Origin of the sequence: Marasmitruncus massiliensis (genome assembly GCF_900186535.1) — a bacterium.
Lineage (GTDB): Bacteria > Bacillota > Clostridia > Oscillospirales > Ruminococcaceae > Anaerotruncus > Anaerotruncus massiliensis_A.
Map to the genome: position 1 here is coordinate 1,495,864 of NZ_FYDE01000005.1, position 13,123 is coordinate 1,508,986.

Annotated in this window: 11 protein-coding genes; 10 read left to right on the top strand and 1 reads right to left on the bottom strand. The window is 50.8% G+C overall.

Annotated elements, in window-relative coordinates; translation table 11 throughout:
• The first annotated feature begins 8 nt into the window (after positions 1-8).
• The 7 genes from clpX (at position 9) to hslO (ending at position 8,136) form a co-directional block, all read left to right on the top strand.
• On the top strand, positions 9-1,322 hold the full coding sequence (gene clpX / locus C1A10_RS15250) for an ATP-dependent Clp protease ATP-binding subunit ClpX (RefSeq protein ID WP_101911069.1): 1,314 nt from the start codon (positions 9-11) through the stop codon (positions 1,320-1,322).
• A 199-nt stretch (positions 1,323-1,521) separates the two neighbouring features.
• A complete protein-coding gene (gene lon, locus C1A10_RS15255) occupies positions 1,522-3,969 on the top strand; it encodes an endopeptidase La (protein ID WP_101911070.1) in 2,448 nt (815 codons plus the stop codon).
• Positions 3,970-4,006: 37 nt separating this feature from the next.
• Positions 4,007-4,663, top strand: a complete 657-nt coding sequence (yihA, locus tag C1A10_RS15260; protein ID WP_101911071.1) for a ribosome biogenesis GTP-binding protein YihA/YsxC — start codon at positions 4,007-4,009, stop codon at positions 4,661-4,663.
• 74 nt (positions 4,664-4,737) lie between these two features.
• Positions 4,738-6,039 carry a diaminopimelate decarboxylase gene (gene lysA / locus C1A10_RS15265; protein WP_101911072.1) on the top strand — a complete coding sequence of 434 codons (1,302 nt, stop codon included), beginning with the start codon at positions 4,738-4,740 and terminating at the stop codon, positions 6,037-6,039.
• A gap of 164 nt (positions 6,040-6,203) precedes the next feature.
• Complete coding sequence (locus C1A10_RS15270; RefSeq protein WP_101911073.1) at positions 6,204-6,491, top strand: YerC/YecD family TrpR-related protein; 288 nt, start codon at positions 6,204-6,206, stop codon at positions 6,489-6,491.
• Positions 6,491-7,231 (top strand): class I SAM-dependent DNA methyltransferase, encoded by a 741-nt coding sequence (locus tag C1A10_RS15275; RefSeq protein WP_242968950.1) that lies wholly within the window; start codon positions 6,491-6,493, stop codon positions 7,229-7,231. The genes C1A10_RS15270 and C1A10_RS15275 overlap by 1 nt, the downstream gene beginning before the upstream one ends.
• A gap of 23 nt (positions 7,232-7,254) precedes the next feature.
• On the top strand, positions 7,255-8,136 hold the full coding sequence (gene hslO / locus C1A10_RS15280; RefSeq protein WP_101911696.1) for an Hsp33 family molecular chaperone HslO: 882 nt from the start codon (positions 7,255-7,257) through the stop codon (positions 8,134-8,136).
• A gap of 59 nt (positions 8,137-8,195) precedes the next feature.
• Here hslO and C1A10_RS15285 read toward each other — a convergent pair whose 3' ends face one another.
• Positions 8,196-8,834 (bottom strand): undecaprenyl diphosphate synthase family protein, encoded by a 639-nt coding sequence (locus C1A10_RS15285; protein ID WP_101911075.1) that lies wholly within the window; start codon positions 8,832-8,834, stop codon positions 8,196-8,198.
• 256 nt (positions 8,835-9,090) lie between these two features.
• Between C1A10_RS15285 and C1A10_RS15290 the strand changes: the two genes are divergently transcribed.
• The 3 genes from C1A10_RS15290 to C1A10_RS15300 all read left to right on the top strand — a co-directional run bounded on the left by C1A10_RS15290 (position 9,091) and on the right by C1A10_RS15300 (position 13,026).
• Positions 9,091-9,840, top strand: a complete 750-nt coding sequence (locus tag C1A10_RS15290) for a phosphotransferase family protein (RefSeq protein WP_101911076.1) — start codon at positions 9,091-9,093, stop codon at positions 9,838-9,840.
• A 249-nt stretch (positions 9,841-10,089) separates the two neighbouring features.
• Complete coding sequence (gene adhE, locus C1A10_RS15295; RefSeq protein WP_101911077.1) at positions 10,090-12,714, top strand: bifunctional acetaldehyde-CoA/alcohol dehydrogenase; 2,625 nt, start codon at positions 10,090-10,092, stop codon at positions 12,712-12,714.
• Positions 12,715-12,813: 99 nt separating this feature from the next.
• The gene (locus C1A10_RS15300; RefSeq protein WP_101911078.1) at positions 12,814-13,026 is read left to right on the top strand and encodes a hypothetical protein; all 213 of its coding nucleotides are present in this window, start codon (positions 12,814-12,816) and stop codon (positions 13,024-13,026) included.
• The last annotated feature ends 97 nt before the right edge of the window (positions 13,027-13,123 follow it).

Genomic DNA, 13,123 nt, shown 5'->3' on the forward strand with positions numbered 1-13,123 from the left:
ATCCCTATATGGCAAAAAATGACGACCAGCGGGAGTTGCGCTGCTCTTTCTGCGGGAAATCGCAGAATCAGGTTCAGCGGCTAATTGCGGGGCCGGGCGTATGCATTTGCAATGAGTGCGTCGAATTGTGCCTGAGTGTTCTGGAAGATGATGTCCCCGAGCAGCATGCCGGCCGGCCCAACAGACAAGAACAGCAGATTACGATTCTCAAGCCTCATGAGATCAAAGAGAAACTTGACGAGTATGTCATCGGCCAGGACCGCGCAAAGACGGCACTCGCAGTAGCGGTATATAATCACTATAAACGCATTTATTTCAGCGGCTCCAGCGATGTGGAGATCAATAAAACCAATATTCTGATGCTGGGCCCTACCGGCGTCGGAAAGACGTTGCTTGCACAGACATTGGCGCATATGCTGAATGTCCCGTTTGCCATCGCTGACGCCACCACGCTGACGGAAGCCGGATATGTGGGCGAGGACGTGGAAAACATCCTGCTGCGTTTGTTGCAGGCGGCCGATTATGACGTGGAACGTGCCCAAAAGGGGATTATCTATATCGACGAGATCGATAAGATCACGCGTAAGAGCGAGAATCCTTCCATCACACGGGATGTTTCCGGCGAAGGCGTCCAGCAGGCGCTGCTGAAAATCCTGGAAGGCACGGTTGCCAACGTCCCGCCTCAGGGCGGGCGCAAACACCCGCAGCAGGAATTTATCCAGATTGACACGAAAGATATTCTGTTTATCTGCGGAGGCGCTTTTGAAGGCATCGATAAAATTATCGAGCGCCGTGTGGATAAAAGCTCCATCGGTTTTGGCTCCACGCTCAAAGATGTCAAGGCAAAGGATCAGCTGCTTCAGCAGGTCATTCCGCAGGATCTGATTAAATTCGGCCTGATTCCGGAGCTGGTGGGCCGCACCCCGCTGATTACCGTTCTGGAGCCGCTGGACAGAGACGCGCTGGTAACAATTCTGACCGAGCCGAAAAATTCGATTGCACGCCAGTATCAGCACCTGTTCCAGCTCGACGGCATTCAGCTGAATTTTGAACCGGAGGCTCTTGGCGCGATTGCGGACAAAGCGATTGAACTGAAAACCGGCGCCCGCGGACTTCGCGCAATTGTGGAAGAAATTTTGGGCGATGTCATGTTTAACGCGCCCTCTGATTATACGCTGGACAGTGTTACGATCAGCAAAGAGTGTGTAAAGGAAGGCGCGCAGCCGGTTCTTACCCATGATGCGGACCGTAAACCAACCCGCCTTCAGATCAGTACGGCCCGCCGCGTCACTCCGCGGTCGCGCCGTGAAACCGCGTCCTGACCCCCGGGTCAGCCGGCAGGAAATCCACTGTTTGAAATGCCCGCTTTAAGCGGGCATTTTTGCACATATTCGACGCAAATCGACAAGTTTTTGATTACCAAACCTTTTTGGTTTACAGCTTGCAGGAAACATGTTATAATAATTTTGCAAATCTTTTATTGATTTTTCACATAAATTACTTTTGAATGGAGGTCGCACTATGAGCGAATTTCAAGATAAAAAAATCCCTGAACTTCCGGAGCCGCAGCAGGATAAAATGCCTATGCTGGTGCTGCGCGGCCTGGTGCTTTTCCCGCAGATGGTGCTGCATTTTGATGTTGGACGCGACAAATCGATTCTGGCGCTGAACCAGGTAATGAGCGGTGACCGCAAAATTTTCCTTGTGGCACAGAAGAATATACGCGATGATGACCCCAGGGCGGATGCGCTCTATAAGGTGGGTGTTGTCGCGCAGGTGAAACAGATTGTCAAATCACAGGGCGGCACATGGCGTGTCCTTGTGGAAGGAATGTACCGCGCAAAGTTGCTGGAGGTAGTGGGCGAAACCCCTTACTTTGAAGGAGTTGTCGTTCCGTTCCCGCTGAAAAATTCCCGCAATCTAAAATCCGCGATGTGTGATGCGCTGATGCGCACCATAAAGGATCTTTTTGAAGAATACTGCTACCTGACACCCCGTATGCCGCGTGAACTGGTCGTCAATGCACTTGTCTCCGAAGACCCGATTCACCTTGCCGAATACATAGCCGGCAATATGCAGATGGAAGTGGAAGACAAACAGGCGATCCTTTCACAGAGCGATCCGTTAAAACGTCTGGAACTTTTGGCGAATGTTCTGGAATCGGAAAACGAGATCCTTTCCCTTGAGGCGGACATTCAGGAAAAAGTCAAGGGGCAGATTGACAAAAACCAGCGGGAATACTATCTGCGTGAGCAGCTGAAAGCAATTTCCGGGGAACTTGGCGAGGATGACCCGCAGGAAGAGAATCAGGACTATTCTGAAAAAATTAAAAAGCTGAAACTGGAAGAAGAAACGGCCCAGAAGCTGCTGAAGGAGGTCGACAAACTCTCCAGGCTGCCTTCGAATTCCAATGAGGCGGGAGTTATCCGCGGCTACCTGGATACGGTTCTTGACCTTCCATGGAACAAGAAGACTGTTGATAAAATTGATCTGAAAAAAGCGAAGGCTCTTCTGGATAAAGAACACTATGGCATGGTGAAGGTCAAGGAGCGCATGCTTGAACTGCTTGCAGTGCGCAAACTCGCGCCCGAGATAAAAGGCCAGATTATCTGCCTGGTGGGCCCTCCCGGCGTCGGCAAGACTTCGATCGCGCGTTCGATCGCGAAATCGCTGGGCCGAAAATATGTGCGCCTGTCTTTGGGCGGCGTGCGGGATGAAAGCGATATCCGCGGCCATCGCAAGACGTATATCGGTTCCATGCCGGGGCGGATTATCAATGCAGTCAAACTGTCCGGCAGCAGCAATCCTTTGATGCTGCTGGACGAGGTGGATAAGCTGGGCAGCGACTACCGCGGGGATCCGTCTGCCGCGCTGCTGGAGGTGCTTGATTCCGAGCAGAACCACGCTTTCCGCGACCACTTCATCGAGGTGCCGTTTGATCTGTCCGATGTACTTTTTATTGCCACCGCGAATACACTGGATACGATTCCCGCTCCGCTGCTGGACCGTATGGAGATTATTCATCTCAGCAGCTATACCCGCGAGGAGAAGTTCCAGATCGGCAGGACCTACCTGCTGCCAAAGCAGATGAAGCGCCATGGCCTGACCGCCGCGAAGGTAAAAGTGTCTGACGACGCGATTTATGCGCTGCTCGATAACTATACCCGTGAGGCGGGTGTACGCAATCTGGAGCGCGAACTGGCTTCCCTGCTGCGCAAGGCGGCAAAACGCATTGTGGCGGGGGAAACAAAAAAAGTCGTGATTACTAACGACAATATTGTGGAATTTCTCGGCCCGCGTAAATTTAAGCCCGAGCAGATTCAGAGTTACGACGAGGTCGGACTTGTAAATGGTCTGGCGTGGACAACTGTCGGCGGCGAAATGCTGCAGGTGGAGGCTGCCGTGCTGGATGGAAACGGCAAAATCGAACTGACCGGTTCGCTGGGCGATGTGATGAAGGAATCTGCCCATGCGGCGATCAGTTATATCCGCGCCCATTGGGACAAATACGGCTTGGAACATGATTTTTATAAGACCCGCGACGTTCACATCCATGTGCCGGAGGGTGCTGTACCAAAGGATGGCCCTTCTGCTGGCGTTACCATCTGCACCGCGCTTGTATCGGCGCTTTCCGGAGTTCCGGTTCACCGTGACGTTGCGATGACCGGTGAAATTACCCTGCGCGGCCGTGTCCTCCCGATCGGAGGACTGAAAGAAAAATCCATGGCGGCTTACCGCGCCGGCATCAAAACCGTAGTGATCCCGGCGGAAAACGAACCCGATCTGGCGGAAATTGACCCGGTCGTGCGCGAGCATATTGACTTCATTACGGCAGATAAAATTGATTCGGTGCTCAATATCGCCCTGGCGGGCAAACTGCGGCAGTCGGTCGGCCAGCTGACGCTGGATGACATCGCGGTTGAATCTTCCGAAAAAGCAACCCAGACCAATACGTCGATTCCGCAGTAACCCTGCGGAATCGTTCTTCAAAAAGGGGCGGCATCCTATGAACTATCATCATGTGCAGTTTGAAAGGAGCTTCGGGACATCCGAACAGCTCCCCGAATCCGACCTGCCTGAAATCGCGTTTGCCGGACGTTCCAATGTCGGCAAAAGCTCGATGATCAATAAGCTGTTTAACCGTAAACAGCTTGCGCGGGTTTCCGCCGTGCCCGGAAAAACCGCGACGATCAATTTTTTCCATGCGGACGGGATTCGTTTTGCGGATCTTCCCGGCTATGGCTACGCGAAGGTTTCCAAAAGCGAGAAACGGCGCTGGGGAGAGTTAATCGAGGGCTATTTTGCCCAGAAACGCGATCTCCGGCTTGTTTTTCAGCTGATCGACATGCGCCACGCGCCGTCGGCAGACGATCTGGTTATGGTCAATTTTCTGATTGACCATGAGATCCCTTTTGTGATCATTCTGACGAAAAAGGATAAACTCTCCGCGACGGCGCAGAAAGAGCGGCTGGGGCAGCTGCAGGATGAACTTCCCTGTGCCGGACAGATGACAATGATTCCGTTATCGTCCGAGACCGGAGACGGAATCGAACAGGTCAAAGAAATTATTGCGGAGATCGAGCAGGAATGCGCGGATGAAGCAGCCGATCCAAATGGAAACGGCGCAGCCGATTCGCCTGAAAGTTCCGACGGCATCATTTAATTTATATTACGGCCGGGAAAGGCGAAACCGCCGGTTCCCGGTTTACATATCAATTTCTTAAAGGATGGATGACAATGTTTGTTTCTGACTGCCTGGGGCTCAACGACCTCGGCCACCTGACAATCGGCGGGCGCGACACCGTCGAACTGGCCCAGACATATGGCACGCCGCTGTATGTGATGGATGAAAATGAGATCCGCCGGGCATGCCGCAGCTATTTTGATTCTGTCAAAAAATATTACGGTGGGCGCGGTCTTGTGACCTATGCCAGCAAAGCGTTCTGCTGCAAGGCGGCCTGCAAGATCGTGGCGGAAGAGGGGCTTGGGCTGGACGTTGTCTCCATCGGCGAACTTTACACCGCGATGAGCGTGGATTTCCCGCCGGAACGCATCTTTTTCCACGGAAACAACAAAACCGTTCAGGAGCTTCTCGCGGCGATTGAATACGGGGTCGGGCAGATTGTAGTCGACAATCTCACCGAGCTGGAGCTGCTCAACCAGCTTGCAATCAGCCGGAAGAAAGCAGTCAGCATCCTGTTTCGGATTAAGCCCGGTATCGATGCCCATACCCATGATTTTGTGCGTACCGGACAAATTGACAGCAAATTCGGGCTTGCGCTGGAAACAGGGGAGGCAATGGAAGCGGTCAAAGAGGCGGCGCAGATGAAGGGTGTCACCCTCAAAGGGCTTCACTGCCATATCGGTTCCCAGATTTTCGATATTGAGCCGTTTGAACATGCCGCAGAGGTTATGCTGAATTTCATTGCGGATATCAAAAAGGAGACCGGGCTTGCATTAGAGCTGCTTGATCTGGGCGGCGGATTCGGCATCAAATATCTGCCGCAGCACGACCCGGTGGAATATGACCGCTACATGCAGCGCGTCGCGCTTACGGTGCGCAGGACATGTGAGGAAAAGGGAATCGACATGCCCTTTATCGTCATTGAACCCGGTCGTTCGATTGTCGGTCCCGCTGGAATCACGCTCTATACCGTGGGCTCTGTCAAAGAAATTCCGAACGTCCGCACCTATGTTTCCATAGACGGCGGCATGGGGGACAATCCGCGCTATATTCTTTACCAGTCCCAATATGAGGCGGTAGTTGCCAATAAGGCGGTCCAGCCGAAAAACAAAACCGTTACCATCGCGGGGAAATGCTGTGAAAGCGGCGATCTCATCGGCGAGCATATGCAGGTGCAGGATGTGCAGGTGGGCGATATTATCGCAGTGCTTGCTACCGGAGCCTACAACTATTCAATGTCATCCAACTATAACCGCATTCCGAAGCCGCCTGTGGTCATGCTCAGGGATGGCGAGGCGAGAGTTGTCGTCAAGCGGGAGACACTCGAGGATATCGTCCGAAACGACTTGCTTTAAGTCCAAATTCTCCAAAAGGGATTATTGATACGAACTATACATAGAATCCGGAGAAGTATTTTTCGTAATTGTACAAATTTACATAAAAACCCCCTTTACTTTCATGCTCTAAAATGATAAAATCATACCAATGAGAGATTTATTATTTTGGAGGCGTATTGGTAATGAATACAAAATTGAAGGACATGAATGTAGATTTCCTGTTTAAAGCAGTCCTTTCCCTGAAAACAATGGAGGAATGCTATAACTTTTTTGATGATCTTTGCACAGTTCCGGAACTGAAAGCGCTGTCCCAGCGTCTGGAAGTGGCTAAAATGCTCAGTGAGGGGCGTGTTTACAGCGATATTGTCGCGAAAACAGGGGCTTCCACCGCCACCATCAGCAGGGTGAACCGCTCGCTGAATTACGGGAGCGACGGCTATAAGGTCATCTTTGAAAGGGTTAAAGACTGATGTCTTATAACGTCTTTGCCGCCTATTATGACCGCCTGACCCGGGAGGTCGATTACCGGCGGCGGGCGCAGTATTTTGATCAAATCATCAGACAGCATTTTCAGGTGACCGATGAGACCATTCTGCTCGATCTGGCCTGCGGGACGGGGAACTTGTCGGTGGAACTGTCTGCCCTTGGCTATGATGTCATCGGGGTGGACGGAAGCCCGGACATGCTGTCTGAAGCTGTGTCTAAAAACAACGGAGAAAAACAGATTCTGTATCTTTGTCAGGATATGGTCTCGCTGGACCTCTATGGTACAATTGACGTTGCGGTCTGCGCGCTGGATTCCCTGAACCATATCACCGATGCGGCAAAATTGAAAAAAGTCTTCGAAAAAGTTTCGCTGTTTACCGCGCCGGGCGGGTTGTTTTTGTTTGACGTAAATACGGAATATAAGCATCGGGAGATTTTGGGGAACCAGACGTTCGTGTATGATCTGGATGATTTGTACTGCGTCTGGCAGAATGTGACCAATGAAACGCTGACCACCGAAATCTCGCTGGATTTTTTTGTCCGGCGGGGAAATACTTATGTTCGGGAAAGTGAGCGCTTTTGTGAGCGCGCATGGCCGCAGGAACATCTCTGCGGCCTTTTGGAGCAAACCGGTTATCAGCTTCTGCATATTTATGAGGGAGATACCTTTGAACCGGTTGGCTCTACGGCTCAGCGCGCGGTCTTTGTGGCGCGCAAAAAATAATGCAGGACTTTGAGGAAACTATCATGGGAAAAATGATTCGGACGATTGCGCATGACGGCTCCGCCGTCTGCATCGCGATAGATTCTACTGATATTGTCGCGGAGATGGAGCGTATCCATAAGACTTCCGCGACTGTCACGGCGGCGCTCGGCCGGCTGATTACCGCGGCGTCAATCATGGGATCGATGCTGAAAAACGAGACGGACAGCGTCACCGTGCGCCTTGCGGGCGGCGGTCCCGCCGGCTCCCTGATCGCGGTTTCGGACAGTCACGGGAATCCCCGCGGCTATGTTGCCAACCCGATTGTCGAGATTCCGCTCAACCGGTATGGAAAGCTGGATGTTGCGGGTGCGGTGGGAACCAACGGAACGCTTTCGGTGATCAAGGATGTGGGCCTGCCCGAGGCCTCTACCGGCTCGGTGCCGATTGTTTCGGGGGAAATCGCGGAGGACATCACCAGTTATTACGCCGTCAGCGAGCAGACACCATCCATATGTGCGCTGGGCGTTCTGGTGAATCCCGACTTGACGGTAAAGGCGGCGGGCGGCTATCTGGTGCAGCTTCTTCCGGGTGCCGATGAAGACGCGGTGAGCCGGCTGGAAAAGAATATCAATGGGATCAGGCCGGTATCCGCCATGATTGAGAACGGCATGACGCCCGAAGAGATTGCCGGACTTGTGATGGACGGATTTGAGCCGGAGGTTCTGGACAGATTTTCGCCCGAATACCGCTGCACCTGTTCTAAAAAACGGGTAGAACGCGCGTTGTTGAGTATCGGTAAGGAAGAACTGCAAAAACTGGCGGAGGAACAGGAAAGCACAGAAGTGGAATGCCATTTCTGCGATAAGAAATACACGTTTTCCCGTTCCGATCTGCAGGCTTTGCTTCGGCGGTCAGCAGGCTGAACTTTCATATGTATCAAAAGAGAGGAACAGAACATTCGTGTTCTGTTCCTCTCTTTTATTTATCCGCCTAACGTAACATCCTGTTTGTTATACCAGTCCATAGCGTAATAGAAATCAGTTTCCTGAAAGTCGGGCCACATATGGTCGATGACATAAAAGTCGGCATATACCGACTGAACGGGCAAAAATCCGGAAAGGCGCCGCATACCGCCCCAGCGTATCACCAGATCTACGCGCGACACATCTTTGGATTTTAAAGCCTGCAGGATGTTTTTTCTTCCTTCCTGTTCCGTTATATCTGATAAATCCCATTCCCAGCCGTAGTTCACCAGAAAATTGACACGGATACCGCCCCCGTTTAAATCCCTGCGCTGTGAATACTGTAAAAGTTCCTGAGGAAATGCCGGCGAATCGGTATTCCCGACCACAAGCAGTGAAACCGGCTCGTTCGCAATCAGGCCGATGGCGTCTACACAAGCTTTCCGAAAGGATTTTTGCTGTTCAGTCGGACGTTTACAGTTATCGGTTGTAAAACCGTAATAGGTGATTTCGGAAATGCCGTTTGCCGCGGCAAGTTTTAAAAGTGCCAGCCCAGGCTGTAAGCCATGAAAATAGCCCTCCTGTTTTTGCATTCCATGGCAGACAGCCCAGCGCCTGTTGCCATCCGGAATGATACCGATGTGCTTGGGAAGCCGCATATTTTCATCCCTTTCTTTTTCCTGCTTGTAGTATTGGAAATATTTGTGCCGCGCATACTGAAAAAGGATCGGATTTTTTGAAAATTAAATACATACCAAAGGTCCTAATATCTATTTTTTAACATACTTTTTGTGCAATCTGTTATAATTCGTAAAAAACTATTTACAATTATGTGGATTAATTATACAATTACTTTGGAAAGCTAAGAAAGAGATTGCTGGCTTGTACAGACATTAAAATTGGAAGGGGATTTTTATGGAGTTAAGGGACTTGATTTTTTCGGATGAAAGAGTGGATATTTACCGTTTCGGTGACAAAACGGTGCGCCTGTTCAAGGAAAGTGTCCGCAAGTCTTCGGTCCTGCATATTGCGTTGACACATTCCTGCGTGGAAGAAACGGGTATAAAGATTCCGACACTCCATGAAGTCACTGTCATTAACGGCAGATGGGCGATCGTTATGGACTGTGCCGACGGAGAGACACTGGAGGAGGAGATGGCGGAACATCCGGAAAAAATCGATCAATACCTGGACGATATGCTGGATCTCCAGATAGAAATCCACTCCAAATCTGTTCCAAAGCTCAGTAAGCTCAAGGATGCATTAAGCAGGCGGATCAATGAACTGGACTGCATTGATGATGTAAAACGTTATGAACTGCTGACCCGGTTGGAAAGCATGCCCAAGCATACAAAGCTCTGCCATGGCAACTTTATTCCGTCCAATATCATTGTTGGCCCCGACGGAGATTTTGTCGTGCTGAACTGGGCCAAGGCACGCCAGGGGAATGCCTCCGCAGACGTGGCGCACACTTATCTCATGTTCGCAATGAAAGATCAGGCGCTGGCAGACCGTTATCTGGACCTGTTCTGCGAGAAAACCCATACTTCCAAAAAATATGTGCAGGATTGGCTGCCGATTGTCGCCGCCGCCCGTATGATTGATGGAGCCGATGAGGAAAAGGAATTCCTTTCCAGATGGATTGATATTGCTTCTTACGAATAATGAAATCGATTAAAGAAAAAAAGGATGGCATCTGCCATCCTTTTTTTCTTTGCTCCGGTCAGTTGACAGTAATCTGATAAAGCATCAATAAAAATTAACAATCTCGATAAAATAAATAGGAATCCCGCAAAATGTTTGGTCATTAGACCGATTGATAATAGTTTAACAATCGGGTATAATAACATTGTCAAATAAATATCAATCATGAAAACAATACACACACTTTAAAAATAGTTGGAGGACTGAATTATGGCAAAAAAAGAACAGACAGCCCTTGTTTCCCCGGAAATTGTGGACAGCGTCGAAGCGCTGAACATCAGACTGGATGAAATCCGCGCGGCCCAAAGGGAATTTGCGGCTTTTAGTCAGGAACAGGTAGACAAGATTTTCTTCGCGGCCGCGACCGCAGCGAATAAGGCAAGGATTCCGCTCGCCAAAATGGCGGTCGAAGAGACCGGCATGGGAATTGTGGAGGATAAGGTCATTAAGAACCATTATGCTTCCGAATATATCTACAACGCCTATAAAGATACAAAAACCTGCGGTGTTATTGAAGAAGACAAGGAGTTCGGAATTCAAAAAATTGCCGACCCGATTGGGCTGATTGCGGCGGTTATCCCGACCACCAACCCTACCTCGACCGCAATTTTTAAAACTCTGATTTCTCTGAAAACCAGAAACGGCATCATCATCAGCCCGCATCCCCGCGCGAAAAAATGCACGATTGCCGCAGCGAAAGTGGTTCTGGACGCGGCTGTTCAGGCGGGCGCTCCCAAAGGGATCATCGGATGGATTGACGTTCCCTCGCTGGAACTGACCAACGAAGTGATGAAGGCCGCGGATATCATTCTGGCTACCGGCGGCCCCGGCATGGTCAAGGCGGCCTATTCCTCCGGAAAACCGGCAGTAGGCGTCGGCGCGGGCAATACGCCTGCGATTATTGATTCTTCCGCGGATATCACACTGGCGGTCAACTCCATCATCCATTCCAAAACATTTGATAACGGAATGATCTGCGCATCCGAACAGTCGGTCATCCTGCTCGATTCCATTTACGAACAGGCGAAAAAGGAATTTGCGGACCGCGGCTGTTATCTGCTGAATCGGGAAGAAACCGAAAAGGTCAGAAAGACCATTATCATCAACGGCGCGCTGAACGCAAAGATTGTCGGTCAGCCGGCGCATAAGATTGCAGAGCTTGCGGGGGTGAAAACTCCGGAAGACGCAAAAATTTTAATTGGTGAAGTCGAAAGCGTGGAGCTTGAGGAAGAATTTGCGCATGAAAAATTGTCTCCGGTTCTCGCAATGTACCGCGCAAAGAACTTTGAAGACGCTGTTTCCAAAGCGGAACGCCTGATTGCGGATGGCGGATACGGACACACCTCTTCGCTTTATATCAACGCAGTTACCGAACGTGAAAAGATTTCTTACTTTACAGAAAAAATGAAAACCTGCCGTATCCTGATCAACACGCCTTCCTCCCACGGCGGCATCGGCGATCTTTATAACTTTAAGCTGACTCCTTCGCTGACTCTGGGCTGCGGTTCCTGGGGCGGGAACTCCGTCTCTGAAAATGTGGGCGTCAAACATCTGGTGAATATCAAGACAGTTGCCGAGAGGAGAGAAAACATGCTTTGGTTCAGAGCGCCGGAAAAGGTCTATTTCAAGAAAGGCTGCCTGCCGGTTGCCTTTGACGAGCTGGGCAGAGTTTTAGGCAAAAAGAAAGCTTTCATCGTGACCGACTCGTTCCTCTATAAAAACGGATATACAAAGGTTGTTACCGACAAACTCGACAGCCTGGGCATCGCGCATACCACATTCTTTGATGTCGCCCCCGACCCGACGCTTGCCTGCGCAAAAGAGGGAACAGCCGCAATGAATGCTTTCCAACCGGACTGCATCATTGCAGTCGGCGGCGGCTCCGCGATGGATGCCGCCAAGATCATGTGGGTGATGTATGAGCATCCGGAAGTGGACTTCCTGGATATGGCGATGCGCTTTATGGATATCCGCAAGAGGGTCTACACATTCCCGCATATGGGCGACAAAGCCTATTTCATTGCAGTGCCTACTTCTGCCGGTACGGGTTCCGAAGTAACCCCGTTTGCCGTCATTACAGATGAAACAACAGGTATTAAATATCCGCTGGCGGATTATGAACTGCTTCCCAAAATGGCAATTGTAGATGCGGACCTGATGATGAACATGCCGAAAGGCCTGACCTCCGCTTCCGGTATCGATGCAATGACCCACGCATTGGAAGCGTATGCCTCCATGCTTGCGACGGATTATACCGACGGCCTTGCACTGAAAGCGCTCAAATCTATCTTCACCTATCTGCCGCGTGCCTATGAAAACGGAGCGAATGACCCGGTTGCCAGAGAAAAGATGGCCGATGCCTCCACGCTGGCCGGCATGGCGTTCGCAAATGCATTTTTAGGTGTGTGCCACTCCATGGCGCATAAGCTGGGAGCTTTCCATCATCTGCCGCATGGCATCGCGAACGCGCTTTTGATTAACGAAGTCATGAAGTTTAACGCTGACCCCGCTCCCAAGAAGATGGGCACTTTCCCGCAGTACCAGTATCCGCACACGCTGCAGAGGTATGTGGAGTGCGCAGATTTCCTTGGAGTCAAAGGCAGCAGCGACCAGGAAAAATTCGATAATCTGCTCAAAGCAGTTGACGAACTGAAGGCAAAGGTCGGGATTCACAAGACCATCCGTGAATACGGCGTTGACGAACAGGACTTCCTCAATCGCCTGGATGAAATGGTGGAACAGGCGTTTGACGATCAGTGCACAGGTGCAAATCCGAGATATCCGCTGATGAGCGAAATTAAGCAAATGTACCTGAAAGCATACTACGGAAACTAAACAATTGCAGAAGGCGCGCCGGTTTTTTAACCGGCGCGCCTTCCTGCCGCAGGAAGCATTTGTCTGGATATCACATAAGATAAGGTCGGAGGTGATGTCATGAATTTGCGCAACGGGCAGATTACAGTGGGCGAACTGCTTTCCAATCCGGCGGTGCGCAGGCTTGCACAGCAGGAGTTTCCCGGTATCATGAACCATCCGATGCTGCATTCGGCGTACAATATGTCGATCAGTCAGGTGATGACGATGGCCAGGGGACGGGTTCCACAAGTTAAGATTAACCGACTGCTTCAAACGCTCGAATCCCTTTAAATTGTTTTGAGCGTGTAAGCGTTCCTATAAAGCATAACAGCATAAAGACCAGCCATCTGTATATAACAGATGGCTGGTCTCGCTTTTTTCACCGACG